28 protein-coding genes and 1 pseudogene are annotated in these 25,528 nt (G+C 70.2%); 6 read left to right on the top strand and 23 right to left on the bottom strand.

Features of this window, described 5'->3' with window-relative positions; all coding sequences use genetic code 11:
* Nucleotides 1–28: 28 nt before the first annotated feature.
* The 9 genes from argH to argC form a co-directional block, all read right to left on the bottom strand.
* Nucleotides 29–1,462 (bottom strand): argininosuccinate lyase, encoded by a 1,434-nt coding sequence (argH, locus tag ABD108_RS22040; RefSeq protein WP_343931395.1) that lies wholly within the window; start codon nt 1,460–1,462, stop codon nt 29–31.
* A gap of 9 nt (nt 1,463–1,471) precedes the next feature.
* Entirely contained in the window at nt 1,472–2,893 is a 1,422-nt protein-coding gene (gene argG, locus ABD108_RS22035) for an argininosuccinate synthase (RefSeq protein WP_220655568.1), read from the bottom strand.
* Between the two features lie 10 nt (nt 2,894–2,903).
* The gene (locus ABD108_RS22030) at nt 2,904–3,119 is read right to left on the bottom strand and encodes a hypothetical protein (RefSeq protein WP_343931394.1); all 216 of its coding nucleotides are present in this window, start codon (nt 3,117–3,119) and stop codon (nt 2,904–2,906) included.
* A 113-nt stretch (nt 3,120–3,232) separates the two neighbouring features.
* Complete coding sequence (locus ABD108_RS22025; RefSeq protein ID WP_255585434.1) at nt 3,233–3,718, bottom strand: arginine repressor; 486 nt, start codon at nt 3,716–3,718, stop codon at nt 3,233–3,235.
* Complete coding sequence (gene argF / locus ABD108_RS22020) at nt 3,715–4,653, bottom strand: ornithine carbamoyltransferase (protein ID WP_343931393.1); 939 nt, start codon at nt 4,651–4,653, stop codon at nt 3,715–3,717. Before argF ends, ABD108_RS22025 begins: the two co-directional genes overlap by 4 nt.
* The gene (locus tag ABD108_RS22015) at nt 4,650–5,831 is read right to left on the bottom strand and encodes an acetylornithine transaminase (RefSeq protein ID WP_343931392.1); all 1,182 of its coding nucleotides are present in this window, start codon (nt 5,829–5,831) and stop codon (nt 4,650–4,652) included. The genes argF and ABD108_RS22015 overlap by 4 nt, the downstream gene beginning before the upstream one ends.
* An 8-nt stretch (nt 5,832–5,839) precedes the next feature.
* Entirely contained in the window at nt 5,840–6,745 is a 906-nt protein-coding gene (gene argB, locus ABD108_RS22010; RefSeq protein WP_220655572.1) for an acetylglutamate kinase, read from the bottom strand.
* Nucleotides 6,742–7,944 carry a bifunctional glutamate N-acetyltransferase/amino-acid acetyltransferase ArgJ gene (argJ, locus tag ABD108_RS22005; RefSeq protein ID WP_343931391.1) on the bottom strand — a complete coding sequence of 401 codons (1,203 nt, stop codon included), beginning with the start codon at nt 7,942–7,944 and terminating at the stop codon, nt 6,742–6,744. Before argJ ends, argB begins: the two co-directional genes overlap by 4 nt.
* Nucleotides 7,941–8,975 (bottom strand): N-acetyl-gamma-glutamyl-phosphate reductase, encoded by a 1,035-nt coding sequence (gene argC / locus ABD108_RS22000; RefSeq protein WP_343931390.1) that lies wholly within the window; start codon nt 8,973–8,975, stop codon nt 7,941–7,943. The genes argJ and argC overlap by 4 nt, the downstream gene beginning before the upstream one ends.
* A 209-nt stretch (nt 8,976–9,184) precedes the next feature.
* On the opposite strand from argC, the gene ABD108_RS21995 reads away from it, so the two are divergent.
* Nucleotides 9,185–9,403 carry a hypothetical protein gene (locus tag ABD108_RS21995; protein ID WP_220655575.1) on the top strand — a complete coding sequence of 73 codons (219 nt, stop codon included), beginning with the start codon at nt 9,185–9,187 and terminating at the stop codon, nt 9,401–9,403.
* Here ABD108_RS21995 and ABD108_RS21990 read toward each other — a convergent pair.
* Nucleotides 9,400–10,062, bottom strand: a complete 663-nt coding sequence (locus tag ABD108_RS21990; RefSeq protein ID WP_343931389.1) for a PIG-L deacetylase family protein — start codon at nt 10,060–10,062, stop codon at nt 9,400–9,402. The two genes, ABD108_RS21995 and ABD108_RS21990, sit on opposite strands and share 4 nt — an antisense overlap.
* 28 nt (nt 10,063–10,090) lie before the next feature.
* Entirely contained in the window at nt 10,091–11,284 is a 1,194-nt protein-coding gene (locus ABD108_RS21985; RefSeq protein WP_343931406.1) for a helix-turn-helix domain-containing protein, read from the bottom strand.
* Between the two features lie 172 nt (nt 11,285–11,456).
* Between ABD108_RS21985 and ABD108_RS21980 the strand changes: the two genes are divergently transcribed.
* A complete protein-coding gene (locus tag ABD108_RS21980) occupies nt 11,457–13,289 on the top strand; it encodes an FAD-dependent oxidoreductase (protein WP_343931388.1) in 1,833 nt (610 codons plus the stop codon).
* Here ABD108_RS21980 and pheT read toward each other — a convergent pair whose 3' ends face one another.
* A complete protein-coding gene (gene pheT, locus ABD108_RS21975) occupies nt 13,290–15,758 on the bottom strand; it encodes a phenylalanine--tRNA ligase subunit beta (RefSeq protein WP_343931387.1) in 2,469 nt (822 codons plus the stop codon).
* Nucleotides 15,759–15,801: 43 nt separating this feature from the next.
* Entirely contained in the window at nt 15,802–16,872 is a 1,071-nt protein-coding gene (pheS, locus tag ABD108_RS21970; RefSeq protein ID WP_220655579.1) for a phenylalanine--tRNA ligase subunit alpha, read from the bottom strand.
* Nucleotides 16,873–17,058: 186 nt separating this feature from the next.
* Between pheS and ABD108_RS21965 the strand changes: the two genes are divergently transcribed.
* Nucleotides 17,059–17,391, top strand: coding sequence for a DMT family transporter (locus ABD108_RS21965; RefSeq protein ID WP_220655580.1), 333 nt, complete (start codon nt 17,059–17,061; stop codon nt 17,389–17,391).
* Between the two features lie 10 nt (nt 17,392–17,401).
* Here ABD108_RS21965 and ABD108_RS21960 read toward each other — a convergent pair whose 3' ends face one another.
* Nucleotides 17,402–17,656: a hypothetical protein gene (locus ABD108_RS21960; RefSeq protein WP_343931407.1), complete on the bottom strand. Its 255-nt coding sequence runs from the start codon at nt 17,654–17,656 to the stop codon at nt 17,402–17,404.
* Here ABD108_RS21960 and ABD108_RS21955 point away from each other — a divergent pair.
* Nucleotides 17,578–18,384 (top strand): annotated as a pseudogene (locus ABD108_RS21955) (2-phosphosulfolactate phosphatase); the annotation flags it as partial. The gene ABD108_RS21960 and the pseudogene ABD108_RS21955 sit on opposite strands and share 79 nt — an antisense overlap.
* On the opposite strand, the gene ABD108_RS21950 reads toward ABD108_RS21955, so the two are convergent.
* The 8 genes from ABD108_RS21950 to infC all read right to left on the bottom strand — a co-directional run bounded on the left by ABD108_RS21950 (nt 18,319) and on the right by infC (nt 23,995).
* Entirely contained in the window at nt 18,319–19,737 is a 1,419-nt protein-coding gene (locus ABD108_RS21950; RefSeq protein ID WP_343931386.1) for an acyltransferase family protein, read from the bottom strand. The pseudogene ABD108_RS21955 and the gene ABD108_RS21950 overlap by 66 nt on opposite strands.
* 63 nt (nt 19,738–19,800) lie before the next feature.
* The gene (locus ABD108_RS21945) at nt 19,801–20,925 is read right to left on the bottom strand and encodes a sensor histidine kinase (protein WP_343931385.1); all 1,125 of its coding nucleotides are present in this window, start codon (nt 20,923–20,925) and stop codon (nt 19,801–19,803) included.
* Complete coding sequence (locus ABD108_RS21940; protein WP_220655584.1) at nt 20,922–21,569, bottom strand: response regulator; 648 nt, start codon at nt 21,567–21,569, stop codon at nt 20,922–20,924. The genes ABD108_RS21945 and ABD108_RS21940 overlap by 4 nt, the downstream gene beginning before the upstream one ends.
* A gap of 84 nt (nt 21,570–21,653) precedes the next feature.
* Nucleotides 21,654–21,830, bottom strand: coding sequence for a hypothetical protein (locus tag ABD108_RS21935; protein ID WP_343931384.1), 177 nt, complete (start codon nt 21,828–21,830; stop codon nt 21,654–21,656).
* Between the two features lie 95 nt (nt 21,831–21,925).
* Nucleotides 21,926–22,723: a TrmH family RNA methyltransferase gene (locus ABD108_RS21930; RefSeq protein ID WP_343931383.1), complete on the bottom strand. Its 798-nt coding sequence runs from the start codon at nt 22,721–22,723 to the stop codon at nt 21,926–21,928.
* 1 nt (nt 22,724) lies between these two features.
* Complete coding sequence (gene rplT / locus ABD108_RS21925) at nt 22,725–23,105, bottom strand: 50S ribosomal protein L20 (protein WP_220655587.1); 381 nt, start codon at nt 23,103–23,105, stop codon at nt 22,725–22,727.
* Between the two features lie 60 nt (nt 23,106–23,165).
* A complete protein-coding gene (rpmI, locus tag ABD108_RS21920; protein WP_220655588.1) occupies nt 23,166–23,360 on the bottom strand; it encodes a 50S ribosomal protein L35 in 195 nt (64 codons plus the stop codon).
* Between the two features lie 44 nt (nt 23,361–23,404).
* The gene (gene infC / locus ABD108_RS21915) at nt 23,405–23,995 is read right to left on the bottom strand and encodes a translation initiation factor IF-3 (protein WP_343931405.1); all 591 of its coding nucleotides are present in this window, start codon (nt 23,993–23,995) and stop codon (nt 23,405–23,407) included.
* Nucleotides 23,996–24,328: 333 nt separating this feature from the next.
* On the opposite strand from infC, the gene ABD108_RS21910 reads away from it, so the two are divergent.
* The gene (locus ABD108_RS21910; RefSeq protein WP_220655589.1) at nt 24,329–24,715 is read left to right on the top strand and encodes a DUF1844 domain-containing protein; all 387 of its coding nucleotides are present in this window, start codon (nt 24,329–24,331) and stop codon (nt 24,713–24,715) included.
* Between the two features lie 84 nt (nt 24,716–24,799).
* A complete protein-coding gene (locus ABD108_RS21905) occupies nt 24,800–25,138 on the top strand; it encodes a hypothetical protein (protein ID WP_220655590.1) in 339 nt (112 codons plus the stop codon).
* Between the two features lie 90 nt (nt 25,139–25,228).
* On the opposite strand, the gene nrdH is transcribed toward ABD108_RS21905, so the two are convergent.
* Nucleotides 25,229–25,462, bottom strand: a complete 234-nt coding sequence (nrdH, locus tag ABD108_RS21900) for a glutaredoxin-like protein NrdH (protein WP_220655591.1) — start codon at nt 25,460–25,462, stop codon at nt 25,229–25,231.
* Nucleotides 25,463–25,528 lie beyond the last annotated feature (66 nt).

Raw genomic sequence — 25,528 nt, 5'->3', positions numbered from 1 at the left:
CGGTAACGGTGTTCGATCGAGGACGTGGTTAGGCGCCGGCCCAGGAGCGGAGAGCCGGGAGGGTCGAGGTGACCGCCTCGAGTTGCCGCTCGACCGCCGACGGTGCGGTGCCGCCCCGGGCGCTGCGAGAGCCCACGGAGCCGCTCACCGTGAGCACCTCGCGGACCTGCGGGGTGAGGGCCGGGTGGATCGCGGCGAACTCCTCGTCGGTGAGCCCGTCGAGACCCACGCCGCGGGACTCGGCTGCCTGGACGCACTCCCCCGCGGCCTCGTGCGCCACGCGGAACGGGATGCCCTGCCGCACCATCCACTCGGCCACGTCGGTGGCCAGCGTGAAGCCGGCGGGCGCCAGCTCGGCCATCCGGCCCGGGTGGAAGGTGAGCGTGGCGGTGAGCCCTGCGACGGCGGGCAGCAGGAGCCGCAGCTGCTCGACGGAGTCGAAGACGGGCTCCTTGTCCTCCTGCAGATCGCGGTTGTACGCGAGCGGCTGCGCCTTGAGCGTGGCCAGCAGCCCGGACAGGTTGCCGATCAGCCGGCCGGCCTTACCCCGCGAGAGCTCCGCGACATCCGGGTTCTTCTTCTGCGGCATGATCGAGCTTCCCGTGGACCAGGCGTCCGCCAGGGTCACGTAGCCGAATTCCGCGGTGCTCCACAGGATCACATCTTCGGACCACCGGGACAGGTCGACCGCGATCTGCGCGAAGACGTACGCCGCCTCGGCCGCGAAGTCCCGGGACGCGGTCGCATCGAGGCTGTTGTCCGCAGCCGAATCGAAGCCGAGATCGGCCGCGATGGCGTCGGGGTCGAGCCCCAGCGACGAGCCGGCGAGCGCGCCGGAGCCGTAGGGCGAGATCGCGATCCGCTTGTCCAGGTCCTGCAGTCGCTGCACATCGCGCAGCAGCGGATGGGTGTATGCGAGCAGGTGGTGCGACAGCAGGATCGGCTGCGCGGCCTGCAGGTGCGTCTTCCCGGGGAGGATCACTGCGGGGTTCGCCCGCGCCTGCTCGACGAAGGCATCGACCACATCGAGTACGCCGACGGCGATGAGCCGCACGGCGTCCCGCAGCCACATCCGGAACAGCGTGGCCACCTGATCGTTGCGCGACCGGCCGGCCCGGAGGCGTCCGCCCACGTCGGCGCCGGCCCGCTCGATCAGGCCACGCTCCAGAGCGCCGTGCACGTCCTCATCGGATTCGGCAGGTTGGAAGGCGCCCGAGGCGACATCGTCGCCCAACTGCGCCAGCGCGGCCAGCATGGCGGCGAGGTCGTCGTCGGACAGCAGCCCGGCGCGGTTGAGCACCCGGGCGTGCGCCTGCGAGGCGCGCACGTCGTACGGGGCCAACGCCCAGTCGAAGTGCGTGGACTTGCTCAGCGCGGCCATCGCCTCGGCCGGACCGGACGCGAACCGTCCGCCCCACAGGCTGCCCTCGTTGGTGCCGTGTTTGCCGGCGTTGTCGGTCACGGAGATCTCCTAGTCGGTACCGAGATCGAAGGCGGCGTGGTTGCTGGCCTCGTCGATCGCGGAAGGGATGCGCTCGCCGCCGGACACGATGGCATCGGCGCCGCCCTGCTCCAGCTCGCCCACCAGCGCGGCGGTCTCGCCGGCGACGATGCCCTGTGCCGCGTACTGCTCGAGCCGCGAACGGGAGTCGGCGATGTCGAGGTTGCGCATGGTGAGCTGGCCGATCCGCTCGTCGGGGCCGAAGGCGGCATCGCCCACGCGCTCCATCGAGAGCTTCTCGGGGTGGTACGAGAGGTTGGGGCCGGTGGTGTCGATGATCGAGTAATCGTCGCCGCGGCGCAGGCGCAGGGTCACGGAGCCGGTGACGGCGGAGGCGACCCAGCGGATGATGGCCTCGCGCTGCATGAGCGACTGCGGGTCCAGCCAGCGACCCTCGTACATCAGGCGGCCCAGACGGCGACCCTCGTTGTGGTAGGTGGCGATGGTGTCCTCGTTGTGGATCGCGTTCACCAGGCGCTCGTACGTGGCGTGCAGCAGCGCCATGCCGGGCGCCTCGTAGATACCGCGCGACTTGGCCTCGATGATGCGGTTCTCGATCTGATCCGAGATGCCCAGTCCGTGCCGTCCGCCGATGCGGTTCGCCTCGCGGACCAGCTCCACCTGATCGGTGTACTCGACGCCGTTGATGGCCACCGGAACACCGGCCTCGAACGTGACGGTGACGTCCTCGGACGCGATCTCCACCGACTCGTCCCACGGGGCCACACCCATGATCGGATCCACGATGAGCACGCCCGTGTTGAGGAATTCCAGGTCCTTGGCCTCGTGCGTGGCGCCCCAGATGTTGGCGTCGGTCGAGTAGGCCTTCTCAGTGGAGTCGCGGTACGGGAAACCGTGCGCGACGAGCCACTCGCTCATCTCCTTACGGCCGCCCAACTCGGAGACGAACTGGGAATCGAGCCAGGGCTTGTAGATCCGCAGGGCGGGGTTGGCCATGAGGCCGTAGCGGTAGAACCGCTCGATGTCGTTGCCCTTGTAGGTGGAGCCGTCGCCCCAGATGTCGACGCCGTCCTCCTTCATGGCCCGCACCAGCATGGTGCCGGTCACGACGCGGCCGATCGGGGTGGTGTTGAAGTAGGTCTTGCCGCCCGAGCGGATGTGGAAGGCGCCGGTCTGCAGGGCGGCGATGCCCTCCTGCACCAGCAGCGGCTGCACGTCCACCAGGCGCGCGATCTCGGCGCCGTACTCCTTGGCGCGGCCGGGCACGGCATCGATGTCCGGCTCATCGGGCTGGCCGATGTTGGCGGTGTAAGTGCAGGGCACAGCACCCTTGTCACGCATCCAGGCGACGGCCACGGAGGTGTCGAGGCCGCCGGAGAAGGCGATGCCGACGCGCTCGCCGACGGGCAGGGTGGAGAGAACCTTAGACATGGGGTAGAGCCTATCTGTCGTCGATGGTGGGAGATTCGATGCGGGTCGGCGACGGATCACCGCGCGGAACGGGCTCGACGTAGACACCGCCGAACTTGGCCTCGCCCATGCGGCAGGCGCGCCCGTCGACCGTTACCAGCCCGGTCCCGGTCACCTGCGCGCACACGGTGTCGTCGGCATGCCGCGCCTCGAACCCTCCGCTGAACGAGGTGTTGTAGCCGCTCACGCGCTGCCCGTGCGAACACATCGCCCGCTCATGGCAGCTCGGGCACACCGCGTCGTACCGCTCCGAGTAGCGGGGCGTCGCGTTCCCGCACAGCGGACACGGCACGGTTCGACTCATGCCAGCGACACCAGGCGCTCGGCGAGGTCTTTCCCGGTCAACGGCTCGCGGGCGATCACGAGCACGGTGTCGTCGCCGGCGACGGTGCCCACCACCTCGGGGAGCGAGGAGCGGTCGAGGGCGCTCGCGAGGAAGTTGGCCGCCCCGGGTGGGGTACGCAGGACGCAGATGTTGCCGCTGTGATCGGTGGAAACCAGCAACTCGCCCAGCAGCCGCGAGAGCCGCTCGGTGCCACCGGAGACGCCGCGCACCGGCGAGCCGTCCTCGGGAACCACGTAGACGCCGGTGCCGCCGTCGGCACCGCGCAGCTTCACGGCACCCAACTCGTCCAGATCGCGGGAGATCGTGGCCTGGGTCGCCTCGTACCCGTTGCGCACCAGCAGCGCCTGCAGCTCGGCCTGGCTGTGCACCTGATGGTTGGCCAGGATCTCGACGATCGCCGCCTGCCGTCCGGCGCGCGTGGCGAGCGGCTGATCGGTCATGACTGCTCCAGCAGCCAGGTGAGCAGCGCCTTCTGCGCGTGCAACCGGTTCTCGGCCTCGTCGAAGACGGCGGACTGCGGGCCGTCGATCACGTCGTCGGTGATCTCGTCCCCGCGGTGGGCGGGCAGGCAGTGCAGCACGATCGCATCAGGATCGGCGTGCGCGAGCAGTTCGGCGTTCACCTGGTACGGCCGGAACGGCGCCGTGCGGTCCAGCCCGTCGTCCTCCTGCCCCATCGACACCCAGGTGTCGGTGACCACCACGTCGACACCGGCGACAGCAAGCACCGGATCGTCGATCACGCTGACCTCGGCACCGGTCTGCGCGGCCCGCTCGCGGGCCGCCTGCACGAACCGCGGATCGGGCCGGAAGCCCTCGGGCCCGCTGACGGTCACGTCGATGCCCGCGTTCGCGCAGCCCAGCATGTAGCTGTTGGCCATGTTGTTGGCCGCATCGCCGAGATAGGTGAGCTTGAGACCTGCGACCGACCCGGTTCCTTCTGCGCCCTTGCGCTCGGCGATGGTCTGCAGGTCCGCGAGGATCTGGCAGGGATGGAAGTCATCGGACAGCGCGTTGATCACCGGCACGGTCGAATGCTGCGCCAGTTCTTCGAGACCGGCCTGCGAGTACGTCCGCCACACGATCGCGTCGACGAACCGCGACAGCACCCGCGCGGTGTCGGCCAGCGATTCGTCGCGGCCCATCTGCGTGGACTTGCTGTCGACCACCACGGGGTGCCCGCCGAGCTGGGCGATCCCCACGTCGAAGCTGAACCGGGTGCGGGTGGAGTTCTTGTCGAACAGCACGCCGACGCCCTTGGGACCCTCCAGTGGACGACGCGAGAAGGGCGCCGCCTTCAGTTCCGCGGCGAGCGCCAATACCTCGCGGAGTTCGGCGGGGCTGAGATCGTCGTCGCGCAAGAAGTGACGGGTCATGAGGTCTCCTGGGCTGAATCGAGGAGGGCGGGCAGGGCTGCGACGAAGCGGTCGGCCTGCTCGTCGGTGAGGACGAGCGGCGGTGCGAGCCGGACCACATCGGCCTGGGCGGCGTTGATGAGGAAGCCGGCGTCGCGGGCGCCCGTCTCGATCGCCTTGGCGACGGGCTGCGCCAGGGTGATGCCGAGCAGGAGGCCCGAACCGCGGACGCCGGTGACTAGGGGGTGGCCGAGCGATTCGACCGACGTCGCGATGTGCTTGCCGAGGGTGTCGGCGCGCTCGGCCAGGCCCTCGGCCTCGATCACGTCGAGCACGGCGTTCGCCGCCGCGGCGGCGATCGGGTTGCCGCCGAAGGTGGTTCCGTGCTGGCCCGGGGTGAGCAGTTCACCGGCGGCACCGACGGCCACCGTCGCCCCGATGGGCAGGCCGCCACCCAATCCCTTGGCCAGGGTGAAGACATCGGGCGTCACGCCCGCCTTCTGGTACGCGAAGAGCGTTCCGGTGCGGGCGATCCCGGTCTGCACCTCGTCGAAGACCAACAGCGCGCCGGCCCTCGTGGCCGCGGCACGGGCGGCGGCGAGATAGCCCTCGGGGGGCACCACGACGCCGCCCTCACCCATGATCGGCTCCAGGAAGATCGCGGCGGCGCCCTCGGCGGCGGCCTCGAGGGCCGGCACATCGCCGTAGGGCACGTGGGTCACCGATTCCAGGAGCGGCAGGAAGGGCTCGCGCTTGGGCGGCTGACCGGTGAGGGTGAGCGTGCCCATGGTGCGGCCGTGGAAGGCCCCCTCGGCGGCGACCATCGCGGCGCGGCCGGTGCGCCGGCCGATCTTGATCGCGGCCTCATTGGCCTCGGCACCCGAATTACCGAAGAAGACACGGGTTCCCGGCACGCCGACGGCCTCGGTGAGCCGTTCGGCGAGCCGCACCACCGGCTCGGAGATGTACAGGTTCGATACGTGACCGAGCGTGCCCAGCTGCTTCGTCACGGCCTCGATGATCTTCGGGTGCGCATGCCCCAGCGCGTTGACCGCGATGCCACCGAGGAGATCGACGTACTCCTTGCCGTCGGCATCGGTGACCTGCGCGCCGCGGCCGGACACCAGGGCGATCGGCGGGGTGCCGTAGGTGTCCATCACGGCGGCGTTCCACCGCTGCTGCATCGACTGATTCGTCATCGTCTCTCTCAGATCCAGGTTGATTCGGAGGCGGCCGGAGGGGTCACCATGGTGCCGATGCCCTCGCGCGTGAACAGCTCCAGGAGCACCGAATGCGGTACCCGACCGTCGATCACGTGCGCGGTGGGCACGCCGCCGGTCACGGCCCGTAGGCAGGCCTCCATCTTCGGAACCATGCCCGCATCGAGGCTCGGCAGCAGCGCGGTGAGGGCGTCGGTGTCGATCACGGAGGTGAGTGACGAGCGGTCGGGCCAGTTCGTGTAGAGGCCCTCGACATCGGTGAGCACCACCAGCTTCTGCGCACCGAGCGCTTCGGCGAGGGCGGCGGCGGCGGTGTCGGCGTTGATGTTGTGCACCACGCCGTCGGCGTCGGGGGCGATCGTGGAGATCACCGGGATGCGTCCGGCGGCGATGAGGTCGTTGACCGCCTCCGGACTCACCTCGGTGACGTCGCCGACGAGCCCGATGTCGGTGGGCTCACCGTCGACCACCACCTGCCGGCGGGTGGCCGTGAACAGGTGCGCATCCTCGCCCGACATGCCGACGGCGAGTGGGCCGTACGAGTTGATCAGGCCCACGAGCTCGCGGCCGACCTGCCCGAACAGCACCATCCGGACCACATCCATCACCTCGGGCGTGGTCACGCGGAAACCGCCGCGGAATTCACCCTCCATGCCGAGCCGCTTCAGCATGGCGTTGATCTGGGGGCCGCCGCCGTGCACCACGACGGGATGGATCCCGGCGGTGCGCAGGAACACCATGTCCTGAGCGAAGGAGCGCTTGAGATCGTCGTCGACCATGGCGTTGCCGCCGTACTTGATCACCACCGTCTTGCCGTGGAACTCCTGCAGCCAGGGCAGCGCCTCGGCGAGCACGTTCGCCTTGTCGAGGGGCGTGAGATCGGGTGCGCTCATGAGGAGTACGCCGAGTTCTCTTCGACGTACGCGTGCGAGAGATCGGTGGTGCGGATCGTCGCCGTGCCGCGGCCCAGCCCCAGGTCGACGGTCACGTCGATCTCCGGGCCGGAGAGATCGACATCGCGGGCACCCGGTACGCCGCAACCCTTCTCCGCCACCGGGCTGCCGTTGAAGCTCACGGTGAGTTTGTCGGGATCGAGCTCGATCGGCGCGATGCCGATCGCCGCCATCACCCGGCCCCAGTTCGGGTCGCTGCCGAACAGCGCGGTCTTGACCAGGCTGTCGCGGCAGATGGTGCAGGCACCGACGAGTGCGTCCTCCTCGGAGGCCGCGCCGGTCACCGTGATCAGGACCCGCTTGGTGACGCCCTCGGCGTCGCCCTGCAGCTGGGCGGCCAGATCGTCGCACACCTCCCGCACGGCGGAGTTGAGTTCCTCCTGCGTGCAGGTCTTCTCGCTCGCGCCACTGCTCAGCAGGAGAACGGTGTCGTTGGTCGAGGTGGCGCCGTCCACGTCGAGCCGGTCGAAGGTGTACGCCGTCGCGTGCCGCAGCGCCTCGTCGAGTTGCTCCGGGGTGGCGTGCACATCCGTGGTGAGCACGACGAGCATCGTGGCGAGGGAGGGCGCCAGCATTCCGGCGCCCTTCGCCATACCGCCCACGTTCCATCCACCCGAATGGTGCAGCGCCGCCTCCTTGGGCACCGTGTCCGTGGTCATGATCGCGTACGCCGCATCGGTGCCGCCGGTGAGGCCGCCACCCATCTCGTGCACGATCTCGGTGACGCCGGCGAGCAGCTTGTCCATCGGCAGACGATCGCCGATGAGCCCGGTCGAGCAGACCGCGACCTCACCGGCACCGGTCTCGGTCCCCCAGTGGCTCAGCGTCTCCGCGACCTTCTCGGCGGTCGCGTGGGTGTCCTGGAAGCCGCCGGGGCCGGTGCACGCGTTGGCGCCACCGGAGTTGAGGATCACCGCACGCAGGTGACCGTCCGTGAGCACCTGACGGCTCCACAGCACGGGCGCCGCCTGAACCTTGTTGGCCGTGAACACACCCGCGGCGGCGTAGTGCGGCCCCTCATTGAAGACCAGGGCCAGATCGGGTTTACCCGAGGCCTTGATGCCGGCCGCGATGCCCGCGGCCTTGAAGCCGAGGGGCGCGGTGACGCCCTGGTTCCGGACGAGCTTGAAGGTGCTCATGGCGCGACTCCTACGGTGGACAGGCCGGCGGTCTCGGGCCAGCCGAGCGCGAGGTTCATGGACTGCACGGCGCCTCCGCCGGTGCCCTTGGTGAGGTTGTCGATGGCGGCGGTGGCCACGAGCCGGCCGGCCCGCTCGTCCACCGCCACCTGGACCTGCACGGCATTGCTGCCGAGCACCGACTTCGTCTGCGGTTGCACGCCTTCCGGGAGCAGGTGCACGAAGGGCTCGTCGGCGTAGGCGGCGGCGTACACCTCGCGGGCCTGCGCCTGTGTGGCGCGGGTCTGCGCGGAGCAGGTGGCGAGGATGCCGCGGGCCATGGGCACCAGCACGGGGGTGAACGAGACCGTGACCGGGGTGTGCGCGGCGGCGGAGAGGTTCTGGCTGATCTCCGGGGTGTGCCGGTGGGTGGTCACGCCGTATGCCCGGGCGGAGCCGAAGACCTCGGAGGCCAGCAGGTCGACCTTGGCGGCCCGGCCGGCACCCGAGGTACCGCTGACGGCGACCACGGTCACGTCGTGCGTCACGATGCCCGAGACGACGGCGGGCAGCAGGGCGAGAGTGGAGACCGTGGGATAGCAGCCCGGCACCGCGATCCGGTTGGCACCGGCCAGTACGTCGCGATTGCCGGGGAGTTCCGGCAGGCCGTAGGGCCAGGTGCCGGCGTGCGCACTGCCGTAGTAGTGCTCCCACTCGGCCGCGTCCTTGAGCCGGTAGTCGGCGCCGCAGTCGATGATGAGGGTCGACGGGGGCAGCGCCTCGGCGATCTCGGCCGACTTACCGTGGGGCAGGCCGAGGAAGACCACATCGTGGCCGCGCAGGGTGTCCGGCGTGGTCTCCGCGAGCACGCGGTCGGCGAGCGGCAGCAGGTGCGGATGATGCTCGAACAGCGTGCTGCCGGCATTGCCTCCGGCGGTGAGCGCGCCGATGGTGAGCTCGCCGGACAGGTACTGCGGGTGGTTCAGCAGCAGCCGGAGGATCTCTCCCCCGGCGTACCCACTGGCGCCCGCGATCGCCACGGAAACAGTCATGAAATGATTATGCACGACTATGCAAGCGTATTCACACGCGACCCTCGTACTGCCGCCGCACCGTCCCCCCATCGGGGTGTTCACCGAGCGTCCGGTCCGGGAGCACCCCGGACCCCGATAACCCACAGCCGGCGCTCAGCTCGCCGTCAGCCACCGTCGGCATGGTTGAAACCAGTAACGAAACGAGCTCACGCACCGAAGGAACGAGTATGCGCAACAACAACGCCAACGCAATGACGCAGCCGCTGTCGCTGGCCACTGCGCGCCGCGAGCGCGGCGTGCGGGGCACCGTGAACCGCATCCTGGACGGCTTCGCGCCGCGGGTCGAGAACCGGGCCATGCTGGTCAAGATGGGTCGCGGACGCCCGAGCCTGGTGGGCGATCACACCCGCGGCAACCACATCACCCAGGCCTTCCACATCAGCTAACCCGACAGCGGCGCGAAGCCCACGGCGTGCGCGAACTCCGCGCGCGGAAGGCACGCCGACGTCACCTGCTGGCGGGCCTGTTCGATCACGGGCGTCGACGGATCGAGCACCGAGAGGTACTGCCGGTGCTCCGCGAGCGATTCGACCGCCCGCTCGGTGTAGCCGGTCACGTCCACGATCAGCGTCGGCTCGGGTGAGGTCTGGTACGCCGTGACCCCGGAGGCGGCCGCCGCCTCTCCGACGGCGGCGGTGAACTCCCTGTGATCGCTCTGATTCGGCGCCGCGGGCGCCCATTCGGCTCCGCCCCAGATGGTGATCACCACGTCCGGGCGGTGATCGGCGATCGCCCGCGTGACCGCGGCCCGCAGCTCGGGGGTGTTGCGCACGTTCGAGTCCGGGAATCCCCAGAACCGCACGTCGTCCACGCCGACGACGGCCGCGGACCGTCGCTGCTCCTCCTCGCGCACCGGGCCCGCCGTGGTGGGCGACATGCCCTCGATCCCCGCCTCCCCGGAGGTGGCGAGCCCGTAGGCCACCGTCTTTCCCTGGCCGGTCCAGCGGGCCACGGCGGCGGCCATGCCGTACTCTGGATCGTCGGGGTGCGCCACCAGCACCAGCGCGGTGTTCCAGTCCTCGGGGAAGATCTGCAGGTCGCTCACTTCACCCACGCTAGAGGGTCGCGCGGTCTCAGCGCAGCGTCTCGACCGAGACGCCGTCGGCGAATCGGTAGGGCTGCGCGGCGATCAGCCCGGAGAGCACACGCCGGAGCCGGGAGATCTCGGCCCGCACCGTGACCACGCGCGAACCGTCACCGAACAGCGACGCCGCGAGCTGCGCCGCGGTGTGCCCGGTCCCGTCGGCCAGGAGTTCGAGGATCTGCGCGTGCCGCGGCGACAGCTGATGCCGCCACTGCCCGGCCGCGCCCACCACGCTGACCTCGGGCGTGCGCCCCGATCGCAGATCGACGGTGACGCGCGTGCGTTCGGCCGGCGACGCCGCCTCGACGGGGCGCAGCAGCCATCCGCCGGGCAGCGGTTCGACGGTGCACTCCCCCAGCTCGGGCAGCCACAGGTGCGAGCCCTCCATCACCGCGGGCAGGGTGACCCGGGCCCGATGCGAAAGCCGCCCAACGGCCGCGACCCATCCGTGCGCGTCCACCACCAGGCCGGGGCCCGGGATTCCGGCGAGCAACGGTGCCGCCACGGTGCGCAGCTGGTCGAGTCCCGCCTGATGACTCTCCCGCAGCCGCGCCTCGGCCAGTCCAGCCACAGCCGCGACCAGCGCCAGCGTGGTGGGGTGCACGGTGTGGGCCGGGCCGCTCACGTCCACCACGCCCAGGAGGCGGCCGGACCTGCGATCCCGGATCGGGGCCGCTGAGCAGGTCCACGGGTGCTGATTGCGGGCGAAGTGCTCCGCGGAGAAGGTCTGCACCGCGGAGCGCGATGCCAGGGCGGTACCGATCGCGTTGGTCCCCACATCGTTCTCGCCCCACGCGGCGCCCTCCACGAAGCCCAGGGCATCGGCCTGGCGCAGCACCCGCGGGGCACCGGTGCGCCACAACAGCCGGCCCTCCGCGTCCGAGACCACCATGATGCTCGCGCCGCCGTCGATGATCGGCGCCAGGCCGCCGGCGAGATCGTCGATCACGCCCGACAGCCCCGATTCGCGGCGCAACCGCGCCACCTCAGCGGAATGCACGGCCGGGCCGGCATCATCGTCGGGCCGCAACCCCGCGGCACGCACCCGCTCCCAGGAGTCGCCGATCACCTCGCGCGGCCGCGCCGGGGGCCGTTCACCGGCCATCGTCGCGTCGTACACCTCGGCGAGCAGCCGCGCATAGGAGCGCGGGTCCTCACCATGCGCCACCGCGGGCTCGACCATCTGTGCCACGCCTCGATTCTGCACCGCGCACCGGGTCCCCGAGCCGGATTCGCCGCCCGGCCCGCCACGGCCGTCCCCGCTGCAACCGGACGCAACCCTTGTCGCACCCGTCACACCGGGCGTGTGATGCAGGACACAGACGGATTCACCGTTCGAGACGAAGGAGCACCTCATGACCGCGATCGCGGATAGGGAACAGGCCACCCGCACGGACCCGCAGCAGCGGGTGGATGCGTGGCTGGCGCGGTTCGAGGCGGCGCTCACCGCGCGCGACACGGCCGCCGTGGCCGAGCTCTTCGAACCCGGCGCGTTCTGGCGGGACCTGGTCGCGTTCACCTGGAACCTGCACACCAGCGAGGGCCGCGACCAGATCGCCGCGATGCTCACCGAGCGCCTCGACGACGCCGATCCCAGCGGTTTCGTGACCACCGGTCCCGCCTCGGGCGAGGACGTGGCCGAGGCCTTCATCGGATTCGAGACCGGTGTGGGGCGCGGCAAGGGCCACCTGCGGATCCGGGAGGGCGAGGACGGCGTCGACCGCGCCTGGACACTGCTCACCACGCTGCGCGAGCTCAAGGGCCACGAGGAATCCTTCGGCGAGCGCCGCCCCATGGGCGCGGTGCACGGCGCCCACGTCGACGCGCCGACCTGGGCCGAGCGCCGCGAGCAGGAGGAGGCCGAACTGGGTCGCTCGGTGCAGCCCGACACGCTGGTGATCGGCGGCGGCCAGGGCGGCATCGCCCTCGGGGCGCGCCTGCGCCAACTGGGCGTGCCCGCGCTCGTGGTCGACAAGTACGACCGTCCCGGCGACCAGTGGCGCGGCCGCTACAAGTCGCTGTGCCTGCACGACCCCGTCTGGTACGACCACCTGCCGTACCTGCCCTTCCCCGCCAACTGGCCCGTCTTCGCCCCGAAGGACAAGATCGGCGACTGGCTGGAGATGTACACCCGCGTCATGGAGGTGCCGTACTGGTCACGCACCGAGGCATTGTCCGCCTCGTACGACGAGGCCAAGGGCGAGTGGACCGTCGAGGTGAACAAGGACGGTGAGCGCCTGACCCTGCACCCGAAACAACTGGTACTGGCGACCGGCATGTCCGGCAAGCCGAACGTGCCCGACTTCCCCGGAATGGACGTCTTCCGCGGCGAACAGCACCACTCGAGCAAGCACCCCGGCCCGGACGCCTACGCGGGCAAGAAGGTCGTGGTGATCGGCGCCAACAACTCCGCACTCGACATCAGCAAGGCGCTCATCGAGGCCGGCGCCGAGGTCACGATGGTGCAGCGCAGCTCGACCCACATCATCAAGTCCGAATCGCTCATGGAGCACGGACTGGGCGACCTGTACAGCGAGCGGGCGGTCGCCAACGGCGTGACCACCGACAAGGCCGACATGATCTTCGCCTCGCTCCCCTACCGGATCATGAACGAGTTCCAGAAGCCGATCTACGACAAGGTCCGCGAGATCGACGCCGACTTCTACGCGGGCCTCGAAAAGGCCGGATACGACCTCGATTTCGGCGACGACGACTCGGGCCTGTTCATGAAGTACCTGCGTCGCGGCTCCGGCTACTACATCGACGTCGGCGCCGCCGGTCTCATCATCGACGGCTCGATCAAGCTGGCCAAGGGCGGCGTGGATCACCTGACCGAGGACGCCGTGGTGCTCAAGGACGGCACGGTGCTGCCCGCCGACCTCGTGGTCTACGCCACCGGCTACGGATCGATGAACGGCTGGGCCGCCGACCTCATGGGCCAGGAAACCGCCGACCGACTGGGCAAGTGCTGGGGCCTCGGCTCCGACACCACCAAGGACCCCGGCCCCTGGGAGGGCGAGCAGCGCAACATGTGGAAGCCCACCCAGGTGCCCGGACTGTGGATGATGGGCGGCAACCTGCACCAGTCCCGGCACTACTCGCTGTACCTGGCCCTGCAACTCAAAGCGCGCTACGAGGGCATCGACACCCCGGTGTACCAACTGGCGCAGGTGCACCACACCAGCTAGCTACCGCAGGACGGCGCCGACCTGCTCCGAGGCCTTCGCCACCGCGGCATCGCGGGCGGCGGAGGCCTCGTCTTCGGTGAGGGTGCGATCGGCGGCACGGAAGCGCAGCGCGAAGGCCAGCGACTTGCGTCCCTCGCCCACCTGCGCCCCGGTGAAGACGTCGAACAGCGAGATCGCCTCCAACAGCTCGCCCGCACCGGCGGTCAGCGCCTCCTGCACGGACGCCGCGGGCACCGCGGCGTCGACGACGACCGCGACGTCCTGCAGTACCGCGGGGAAGGGCGAGACCCGCGGCGCCGGAAGCACCTGCGTCAGCGGGATCGCATCCAGGTCCAGCTCGACGGCGACGGTGCGCGGCGGCAGACCCGCACGTTCGAGCACCGCCGGGTGCAACTCGCCTGCGTGCCCCACGACCACATCGCCCGCGAGCACCTCAGCGCACCGCCCGGGATGGAAGGGCGCGTACTGGGCCGACCGCAGGGTGAGCTCGACATTGCTCGCGCGGCCGATCTCACGGACCGCCTCGAAGGCGTCCGTGGCATCGGCGGGACGGCCGGCGCCCCACGGTCCGGCTGGCTCGCGCAGTCCGGTGAAGACGACCGCGACGTGCTCGGGCTGCACGGGCAGCGAGGCGTTGAGCTCATCGATCTGCTCGGCGGTCGGGCGCCGGTCCACCGGGATGGGGTCGACGGCCACGGTCTTCTCCGACGGCAGCACCACCTGTGCGATCGAGTACAGCGCCAGATCGCGCTGACCGCGGGAAACATTGCGCGCCAAGATCTCCAGCAACCCCGGCAGCAGTGTGGTGGCGAGCGACGGACGATCGGCCTCGAGCGGGTTGAGCACCTTCGTGGTGGTGCGCCGCGGATCGTCGGCGTCCAGCGCCCAGGTGTCGAACACCCCGGCGGGAAGGAACGGTCCCGTGAGCACCTCGACGTGGCCGGTGTGCGCCAGCGCACGGCTGACGATCCGGCGGCGCTGCTGGCGCGGCGACAGGCCGCGTCCGCCGGGCGCGGCGGGCAGCACCGGCGGGATCTGCTCCAGCCCCTCCAGGCGCAGCACCTCCTCCACCAGATCGGCGGGCATGGTCAGATCGGGCCGCCACGTCGGCGGGGTCACCGTGAGGTTCTCGGAACCCTCGATGGCGCAACCCACCTGGGTGAGCCGGCGCACCGTCGTCCCGGCGGGGTAGGTGATCCCGGCGACCCGGTCCGGACGGTCCGCGGCGATCACCACCTGCGGGCGCTCGCCGTACGAGCCGAGGTCGGTGATCTCGCCGACGATCGTGCCGCCCGCGATCTCGGTGAGCAGCCGCGCGGCCTCGCGCACCGTCCACACCGAGATGGCCGGGTCCACGGTGCGCTCGTACCGCTTCGCGGCGTCGGAGCTGAGCTTGTGCCGCTTGCCGGTGCGGAAGACCTTGACCGGGTTCCAGATCGCGCCCTCGAGGATCACGTTCACCGTGTCGTCGCCGACCTCGGTGGACGCGCCGCCCATGACACCGGCCAGTGAGACCGGCCCGGAATCGTCGACGATCACGGCGTCCTCAGGATCGAGCGTGCGCTCGACGTGGTCGAGAGTTTCCAGCTTCTCGCCGGGCCGCGCCGCACGCACCACGAGGCCACCCCGCACCTTGTCGGCGTCGAAGGCGTGCAGCGGCTGGCCGCTGAGCAGCATGAGGTAGTTGGTCACGTCCACCGCGGCGCTGATCGGGCGCACCCCGGACGTGAGCAGGCGGCGCTGCAGCCACCACGGGCTCACGGCCTTCGGGTCGATGCCCTCGACGCGCAGCGCGGTGAACCGGGTGCAGCCGCTCTCCGGCTCCACGGTCACGTCCACGCCGCCGGCGCCGGATCCCTGCTGGTCCGACGGGGTGGTGATGTCGGTGAACGGCAGATCGAAGCCGCACGCCAGCTCGCGGGCGAGGCCGCGGATCGAGAAGGCGTAGCCGCGGTCCGGCGTCACGTTCAGCTCGATCACCGCATCGTCCATGCCCAGCACGGCCTTGGCATCGTCGCCCGGCTGCGCGGTGCCCGCGGGCAGCACGAGGATGCCCGAGTGGTCGGTGCCGAGTCCGAGCTCGGAGACCGAGCAGATCATGCCGTCCGAGGTGTGGTCGTAGGTCTGGCGCGTGGCGATCTCGAAGCCACCCGGGAGCACCGCGCCGGGGAGCGCAACGACCACGAGGTCGCCCTCGGCGAAGTTGCGCGCGCCGCACACGATGTCGCGCGGGGCCGCCTCGCCCACCTCCACCTGACAGAACCGGATCGGCTTGCGGAAGTTGGTCAGCTCCTCGATCTGCGCGACGCGGCCCACGACCAGCGGACCGGTCACCGTGTCGAGCGAGTCCAGCTCCTCGACCTCGAAACCGACGCGGACGAACCCGGCGTCCAGCTCCTGCGGAGTGATACCCCACTCGGGGGTGTCGCGCCGGAGGATCTCGGTGAGCCATGACTGTGCAACGCGCACTGGAAAAGTCCTTCTATCGGTGTGTGCAGGCGGGCGGGGGCGGTCAGCCCTGGACGCCGAAGGGCAGGGTGAAGCGGACATCGCCCTCGACGATGTCGCGCATGTCGGGGATGCCGTTGCGGAACTGCAGCGTGCGCTCCAGGCCCATGCCGAAGGCGAATCCCGAGTACTCCTCGGGGTCGATGCCGCAGGCGCGCAGCACGTTCGGGTTGACCATGCCGCAGCCGCCCCACTCGACCCAGCCGGCGCCGCCCTTCTTCTGCGGGAACCAGATGTCGACCTCGGCGGAGGGTTCTGTGAACGGGAAGTAGTTCGGCCGCATCCGGGTGGTGGTCTCGGGGCCGAACATCGCCTTCGCGAAGGCCTCCAGGGTGCCGCGCAGGTTCGCCATCGTCAGGCCCTTGTCGACGGCGAGCCCTTCGACCTGGCTGAACACCGGCGTATGCGTGGCGTCCAGCTCGTCGGTGCGGAAGGTGCGGCCGGGGCAGGCCACGTAGATCGGCACGTCGCGGGTGAGCATCGAGCGCACCTGCACCGGCGAGGTGTGGGTACGCAGCACCTGCCGCGAGCCTTCCGGCGCCACGTAGAAGGTGTCCTGCATGGAGCGCGCCGGATGATCCGGAAGGAAGTTCAGCGCGTCGAAGTTGAAGTGCTCGGTCTCCACCTCGGGCCCCTCGGCGATCTCCCAGCCGATGCCCACGAAGAAGTCGGCGACCTGGTCGGAGATGATGCTGATGGGGTGGCGGGCACCCTGCGGATTGCGGCCCGAGGGCAGCGTCACATCGATCGCCTCGGCCACGAGGACGGCGGCGTCGCGCTCGGCGTCGAGCACCGTCTTGCGCTGCTCGTAGGAGTCCCGGGCCTGCGCCTGCGCCACGTTCACGCGCTTGCCGGCGTCCTTGCGCTCCTCCTTGGGGATGGAGCCGAGCGCGCGCTTGCTCAGCGCGAGCGGCGACTTCTCGCCGAGGTGCGCCTGCCGGGCGGCCGCCAGTTCGTCGAGGTTGGACGCGGCCGCGAAGGCCTGCGCCGCAGCCTCCGCCGCCGCGCCGAGCGCGGCCTCACTCAGGTCGCTGACCTGCGGGGCTGAATTCTCCGACGCGGGGGCATCAGACACGGTGCGCGGCTCCTCGATTCGCTGGGAAGTACCCGTCCAGAGTAGTCGACGGCCGATCGCCGCCGACAGCGCATTACCGCTGGTACACGGGCACCGGACACACAGCTGTTGACACGTGTCCTCGGCGCCGCGAATATGCCGTGGACGACGACCACGTCGTATCGACACCACCGATGGGGCTCCGCCATGTCACGCACCGCCGCGATCCTGCTGTTCCTCGCCATCGTCTGCGAGGTGGCGGCCACCCTGTCACTGCGCGCCACGGACGGTTTCAAGAACCTGTGGCCCATGCTCATCGTGATCCCCGGCTACATCGGCGCCTTCGCCTTCCTGGGGCTCTCGCTGCGCGAGATCTCCGTGGGCGTGGCCTACGCCATCTGGTCGGCCGCGGGCACGGTGCTGGTCACCGTGTTCGCCGCCTTCCTGTTCAACGACCGGATCTCGCTGACCACCATCGCCGGCATGGTCATCACCATCACGGGCGTCGTGATCATCAACGTCAGCGCCGGCGGTCACTGACCGCCCGAGCTCAGCGGCAGTTCGCGACGTACGGCATCGAGCCGTAGGGTCCCCAGATCTTCGACTCCGCATTGGCCCGCGCGGCGGCGGGGTTCGGCCCCGTACCGTGCACGGTTCCCGCGAACGAGGCGAGCATGTTGCCGAACTGCTGCGCGTACACATCGCAGGTCACGGTGACCATGGCCGGTGCCGGTGCCGCCTGCGCCCCCGCCGGCGCGAGCGCTGCCGCGGCGCCGAGCAGACCCGCCAGTGCGATTCGCTTCATCACGATCTCCTCCCGAGAGAACTATCTCTTCACTATCTACCACACCGCGGCGGTCGGGCAGCGGCGAGAATAGTGCGGTGAACCCGGAACACCGCCAATCCGCGTACGCCGTCCGCTGCGAATGGGGCCTCGACGCTGCCCGCGCCGTGGGCGAGAACGCCGACATCGTCGTGGTGGTCGACGTGCTGTCGTTCACCACCTGCGTCGCGGTGGCCGTCGAGCGGGACATCGAGGTGTACCCGCACCGTTGGTGCGACGATTCCGCGGCGTCCCTCGCGCGCGAGCACGACGCGGTGCTGGCGGTCGGCCGCAGCGCCGCCGGTCCCGGCGAGGTGAGCTTCTCACCGTCGTCGATCCGCGCGGCCACCGGCGTGCGGCGCCTGGTGCTCCCCTCCCCGAACGGCTCGACGATCGTGCACGCCCTGTCGCAGGGCGGCGCCACCGTGCTCGCCGCGTCGTTGCGCAACGGGCGCGCCGTCGGAGAGTGGATCGCCCAGCGTCCGGGAGCGACGGTCGCCGTGATCCCGTCGGGCGAGCGATGGCCCGACGGTGCCCTGCGGCCCGCGGTCGAGGACCTCTGGGGCGCGGGCGCCGTGATCGACGGCCTGCCCGGCCGCCTTTCCCCCGAGGCCGAGACCGCCCGGGCGGCGTGGCGATCGGTGTCAGCGGCCCCCGCGGACGCCCTCCGCGGCTGCGCCTCCGGGCGTGAGCTGATCGCCCTCGGCTTCGGCGACGACGTCGAGGTGGCGGGCGAGGTCGGGGTCACGACGGTGGTCCCCGTGCTCGACGGCGGGCGCTTCCGGGCGGGCTAGGGCCCGGGCCGCGACCATCGCGAGGACGAACACCGCGAGCGCGGTCCACCCGGTCGGTGAGCCGAGCCCCTCCTTCGCCATGAGCAGCACCGCGATCCCCGCCGCGCACACGAGGCCGCCCACCACCGCACCGCGGGCGCCGCGGGCCGTCACCCGATCGTCCCACCACGGAATCCGGCGGTGCTCCAACGGCGACAGCAGCAGGAACAACGCGAACATCACCACCGCGAAGACCGCTGCGCGCAGCGCCATCAGGCCCCAGAAGCCGCTCTGCCGAGGGTCGACGGCGTCGATGCCCACCGCGTGCAAAGCGAACGCGGCGATCGCGATGGCAGGGATGTGCCACAGGTACAGCGTCATCGCGCCGCCGTTGCCCACCGCCACCGGGTACCAGACCCGGGGCCGCTGGGCCCACCGCCCGATCACGGGCGCGGCGACGACGAACAGCAGGCTCACCCACACGCTGTGCAGGCCGAGCAGCAGCGTGGGCGGCGTGGTGTTGGAGAAGGTCTCGGCACCGGTCACCACCAGCGGCACGTCGTACGGGCCGAACACCACCAGCGCGACGGCGCCGGCGAAGGCCGCCGCCGCCGCGAGCACTGCGGGCAACGGACGGATCAACCGCCGGGCGTAGGCCACGCCCACGACCGCCGGGATCAACCAGACGAACAGGAAGTTGGGGAACCCCGCCTCGATCGCGCCGGTCCGCAGCCGCACCTGGTCGGCGATCGCGGCCGCGCCGAGCAGACCCACGATCACGGCGGCCGCGGAGGACCGAAGAGTCATCAGGGCCGGCACGAGCGCGAGGATCAGCAGGTACACGCCGATGAACCACAGCAGCGCGACGCTCTCCTGCCCCAGCCGCATCGCGCTCGGCTCCCCCGCCACGACGCGCACCCCGAGCAGCACCACCGACCAGAAGCCGAGGTACCAGAACACCGGGCGGCAGAGGCGTTGTGCACGGCTCAGCAACCAGCCTCCCCACGCGGTGCCGGGCTTCCAGCCGTACGCGGCCGACGCCGCACCCGCCAGGAAGAACAGCGGCATCACCTGCAGCAGCCAGGTGATGGGCTGAAGGGACGGCTGCGCACCCAGCGTGTTGCCCACCCACACGCCGGACGGCGTGATGGTGGCGAGCAACAGCGTCGAGTGACCGAACATCACCACGAGCAGGCTCACGAGGCGCGCCACGTCCACGGCACGGTCGCGCGTGGCGGGCGTGCCGTCGAGGACGGCGGTACGGGACGGCAGAAGCATCATGTCCATCATGCTTCCCGCGCACGGGTCGCGACGGATGAGTAGTCCTACTCGATCGGCCTGGGGGCTTCGACCTCAGGCGCCGCGGTCGGGCACGGCGAGCGTCACGGCGTATCCGCCCGCCGCGGTGGGCGCGGCGTCGAGCGAACCGCTCAGCGTCTCCGCGCGTTCCCGCAGGCCCAGCAGCCCGACCTTCGACCCCGGCAGGTCGAGCGCCACGCGGGTCGGTCGCCCGTTGATGATCCGCAGGCGCAGCCCCCGCCCCTCGGTGTCGACGGTGACCCCCACGCTGGCGCCCGGCGCGTGCTTGCGCGCATTGGTCAGCGCCTCCTGCGTGGTGCGGTACACCGCACGCGCGACCGCGGGACTCAGATCCTCCGGAAGCTCTCCGGACAGTGTCACGGCGAGACCGCTGGACGCGACGAGCTGCGGGAGATCCTGTGCCGTCGGCTGCGGCGAGAGGCCGTTCGCCTCAGTACCCGATGCCCGGAGCACCCCGACCATGTGGCGCAGTTCGTCGAGAGTGCTGACGGCGAGCCGGCGGATCGACCGAGCCGATTCGCGCGAGTTGTCGTCGGCGGTCACCACCTGCAGCGCACCCGCCTCCACCGCGATCAGGCTCACCTGGTGGGAGACCACGTCGTGCATCTCGCGCGCGAGTTGCGCACGTTCCCGGTACAGCACGCTGTGCTCGTGCAGGCGCCGCTGATCCTCCTGCGCGTCGATCAGCTCGGTGAGTTGCGCGGCCAACTCGCGCCGGGCCCGGACGAGCCTGCCGAAGGCCAGCGGGGCGGCCGCCATCGCCACGATGAAGCCGATGCTGCTGACCCACATCCCGCCACTCTCCGCGTACTCCAGGTCACCGTCCCTCATGGCGTACCACGAGACGAGCATCGTGATCACGAGGGCGGCCGCCGCGAGAGCGGGCACGATCATTCGCCGGAAGTTCACGGCCACGGCGTACATCCCCGCGAACTGGATCACCACGGAGGAGATGTTGTACGCCGTCACCGCCGCGAGAACGAAGTACACCAACGGGAACCTGTTGCGGAGCGGCAGCAGAAGCACCGCGACAGCCATGAGGGCATCGGTCCAGCGTGGATTGAACTCGTGGACGGACCACGCTTCGAGCCCTCCCAGCCCCATCAGCGCCGCCTCGCCGCCGAACGACCGCAACCGCTGTCGCGTGATCGCGGTCACTGCGCCTGCTCCTCCAGGAGTCCGGCACGCTGAGCGACGAGCGCGGCCTGCACGCGGTTGGCCACCCCCAGCTTGCCGAGCAGCGCGCTGACGTGGTCCTTCACGGTGCCCACGCTCAGGTGCATGACGCGGCCGATCTCGAGGTTCGACAGCCCGTCCGCAACCAGTACCAGCACCTCACGCTCGCGTGGCGACAGCTTGTCGGTGCCCAGATCGTCCACCGTGACGCCCCCGAGGAAACCGCTGACCACCTGGGTCGCGACCTTGGGTGAGAGCACCACACCGCCCTCGGCCAGCGTGCGCACCAGCTGCACGAGCTGCTCCGGATCGGTGTCCTTGACCAGGAAACCGGCCGCGCCGCGGCGGAGCGCGTGTGCGATGTACTCGTCGGAATCGAAGGTGGTGAGCATCGCGACCACGGGCGGCGACGGCATCCGGGTGAACTTGTCGAGCAGCGTGAGACCGTCCACGTCCGGCATGCGGATGTCCAGGAGGACGACATCGGGCTGGTGCCGGGTCACTGCGTCGTAGGCCTCGCCGCCGGGCACGGCGGCCACTACCTCGATGTCGGGCGCATGGCCGAGCATCAGTTCGAATCCACGCCGAACGAGCGCCTCATCGTCGACCACGACGATCCGCACCATCGCGACTCCTCCGCATCACACCACCGACCAACGATTCTACCGCCACACGCACGGCACCGATCCCCGCGAACGGCGCACCGCACATCACGGACGGCGGTCGCTCCGTTCCTGGCGACGGACCCTCGACCACGCCAGGACGGTGGAGCCGAGCACGGTCAGCCAGACCGCCGCGGCGCCGAGGCGGCTCCACTCCCCGCCGGAGTCCAACCATCGGTCGAGCACTCCGAAGAGGAGCTGTAGGAGATAGCCGTCCACCGCCATACCTCGAGCGTCGTCGGTCGCCGTCCGCTCCGGTAGGCGATGACAGGCCGGTGTCCGGCACCTGACGGCGGTTGGCTCCCCGTCGATCGGCGGGGTCAGGGGCGGTTCTGCACCCGCGAGCTCGCGTACAGGCAGATGGAGGCGGCCGTGGCGAGGTTGAGCGATTCGGCGCGTCCACGGATCGGGATCGCGATGCGGTGATCGGCCGCCGCCTGCAGGTCGCGCGGCAGGCCGTGCGCCTCGTTGCCGAACAGCCACGCCGTGGGCCCGGCCAACAGCTCGTCGGCGTCGTCGAGGCTGACTTCACCGTCGGCGGCGGTGGAGAGCACCGTCAAGCCGGCGGCGCGCAGGTTCGCCACTGCGGCGGACGGGTCGCGCTCCTGCGCGACCGGCAGGTGGAAGACCGATCCGGCGGACGCGCGGACCACCTTGCCGTTCATCGGGTCGACGGCGTCACCGGCGAGCAGCACGGCATCGGCGCCCACGGCGTCGGCCACGCGGATGACGGTGCCGGCGTTGCCCGGTTCGGAGACGTCGACGGGCACGGCGACCAGCCGCGCACCGTCGGGCACGTGCGCCTGCGGCAGGGCCCGGCAGACGGCGACGATGCCGGGCGGGGTGACGGTGTCCGAGAGGCCGCGCATGGCGCGGTCGGTGACGTACGCGACCCGGCCGACGAGCAGCTCGGGATAGCGGGCGGCGCCGTCCTCGGTGACGAAGAGTTCTTCGACGAGGTCGGCCGCGAGGGCGGAGGTCACGGCGTTGGAGCCCTCCGCGAGGAAGAGCCCGGCCTTCCGCCGGCCGGCGGAACGCAGGAGCTTGGATGCGGAAACGACCCGCGGGGTCCGCTCGGTGAAGAGCGGGTCCGCGGGTCGTTCCGGGTGGTCTGCCAAGTTACGCGACGGGCGCGTTCACGTCGGCGGGCAGCGCCTTCTTGGCGATGTCCACCAGCGCGGTGAAGGCGGCCGGGTCCGAGACGGCGATCTCGGCGAGGTTCTTACGGTCGACCTCGACGCCGGCCAGGTTCAGGCCCTGGATGAGGCGGTTGTAGGTGAGGTCGTTGGCCCGCGCAGCGGCGTTGATGCGGGTGATCCACAGCTTGCGGAAGTCGCCCTTGCGCGCACGACGGTCGCGGTAGGCGTACGTCAGCGAGTGGAGCTGCTGCTCCTTGGCCTTGCGGTAGAGCCGCGAGCGCTGGCCGCGGTAGCCCTTCGAGGCCTCGAGGATGGAACGACGCTTCTTCTGAGCGTTTACTGCGCGCTTGACGCGTGCCATAGTTCTGGGTCCTTACGTGTGAAAAGTTCTAGCGGGTATCGAGAAGGTTGCTGCTGAGGCTTACTTGCCGAGCAGCTTCTTGACGCGACGCACGTCGGCGGGGGCCACCTCGGCCACGCCGTCGAGGCGACGGGTGACGCGCGAGCTCTTGTGCTCCAGCAGGTGGCGACGGCCGGCCTTCTGGCGCAGCACCTTGCCGGTGCCCGAGATCTTGAAGCGCTTCGCGGTACCGCTGTGGGACTTGTTCTTCGGCATGTTCGTCTCTTTTCGTAGTTCGTGGCCGGTGGCGACGGGGATCGCTACTGGGCCGGAGCCTCGGGCGCGGCGGGCCGCGCCACCGGGGCGTCCTTGTCCTGCTGCGCCTTGGCGCGGGTCTTCGCACCCTTGTGCGGGGCGAGGACCATGGTCATGTTGCGGCCGTCCTGCTTCGCGGACGTCTCGATGAAGCCGTACTCGGCGACATCGGCGCCCAGGCGCTGCAGGAGGCGGAATCCCAGCTCCGGACGCGACTGCTCGCGACCGCGGAACATGACCGTGACCTTCACCTTGGAGCCCTGCTCCAGGAACCGGACGACGTGACCCTTCTTGGTCTCGTAGTCGTGGTCGTCGATCTTGGGACGGAGCTTCTGCTCCTTGATCACGGTCATCTGCTGGTTCTTGCGGGACTCGCGCAGCTTCTGCGCGGCCTCGTACTTGAACTTGCCGTAGTCCATGATCTTGCACACGGGCGGGCGGGCATTGGGTGCCACCTCGACGAGGTCGAGGTCCGCCTCGTACGCCAGCTTGAGCGCATCCTCAACGCGCACGATCCCGACCTGCTCGCCGCCGGGACCGACAAGCCGGACCTCGGGGACGCGGATCTGACCGTTGGTGCGTGTCTCAGTGCTGATGGGGCCTCCTCAGTTAGGTACTCGCTTGATGACCTTGCGAGCGGTCTTCTCTCGTAGACCGCCGCACAGCCCTCGAGGCCCACCAAGTCCCACACAGCGAAAAGGCCCCGACCAGGCGATCATCACCTGGCGGGGCCCACACCGACCGATTCGGGCCGCGCGGCGTATGCCGACGATCAACCCCTCCTCCAACGAGGAGACCGTGGCAGGTATTCCCAGGTGGGAACCTGCACGGTGACCGGACCAGCCGACCATGAGTCGGCGTGGTGGGAGTGGACTCCACTTGCTGCCCCGGCGCATGCCGGAGCGGTCGCACGTGAAAGTGTAGCAGTCGTGACCGAGAATCCGAATTCGTCGCCCGAGCCCACCTCGCTCGATCGGCTCCTCGCGGAGTCGCCGTCGATCGAGGTCATCTCGTCGGCCTGGATGATGTTGATGAGCGCCGCCGCGGAGAAGCTCGGCTTGTCGTCGCACGAGCAGGGCGACGGTGCCGAGTTCGACCCGCGCAAGAGCCCGCATTTCGACCTCGACGAGGCGCGCCGACTGATCACCGCGCTGGCGGGACTGACCACCGCGTCGGTGGAGTACTTGGGCCCGCACGCCGGCCCGTATCGGGACGGGCTGAAGAGCCTCCAACTGGCCTTCCGTGAATACAGCAGTTACCCGGATGAACCGGGCCAGGGTCCGGGCGAGAAATACACCGGACCGGTGTACGGATAAGCCTCAGGGTTAACCCCCAAACTCACCCTGACCTGGGTAAACACGTCTAGTGTTCCAGGTCACACCGGGCGTACCGTCCGAAATATGAAGAAACTGCGAACGCTCGCGGCGGGCGTCATCGTCGCCGCATCTGTGATGGTTCCGTTGGGCGGCGTCGCCACCGCCGTCGCGGCCCCGACTCCGGCCGTGCAACACCCCGGTGGCCCCGGGGCCTGTGAGCCCGGACGGTGGGCTCCCGGCTACTGGCAAGGCGGGCGCTGGCACCCCGGCTGGTGGCAGGCCGGTTACTGGCGGCCCGGTTGGGTCGATTGGAACGGCTGGCACCCCGGGTACTGGGTGCCCCCGCGCTGGAACAACGGCTGGTGGGAGCAGCCGCGCTGGGTGCCGGGTCGGTGGATCCCGGGACACTGCCACCGCTGGTGACGCCCCGTGGTGAGAGAGAAGCCCCCTGAAGACGCGTGAGGCGGCCCCTTCCCCGGGGCCGCCTCACGTCGTCGATGCAGGTGCGAGCGATCAGGCCGCCTGCAGCGTCTTGATCCGGTCCGGACGGAAGCCCGACCAGTGGTCGCCGCCGTCGATCACCACGACCGGCGCCTGCAGGTAGCCGAGCGCCAGGACGTAGTCCCGGGCGTCTGCATCGACGCTGATGTCGACCGACGTGTACTCGATGCCGGCCTTGTCCAGGGCGCGGTAGGTCGCGGTGCACTGCACGCACGCGGGCTTGGTGTAGACGGTCACGCTGCTCATACCCTTAACACTACATCTTGTGTCACACGCTTGCAATTATCCCAAGATGATGGGTTTTCATCCACA

This window comes from Tsukamurella strandjordii (assembly GCF_039525985.1).
GTDB lineage: Bacteria > Actinomycetota > Actinomycetes > Mycobacteriales > Mycobacteriaceae > Tsukamurella > Tsukamurella strandjordii.
The sequence above is the reverse complement of the archived record's forward strand: the minus strand, read 5'-3'. Positions and strand labels throughout refer to the sequence as shown.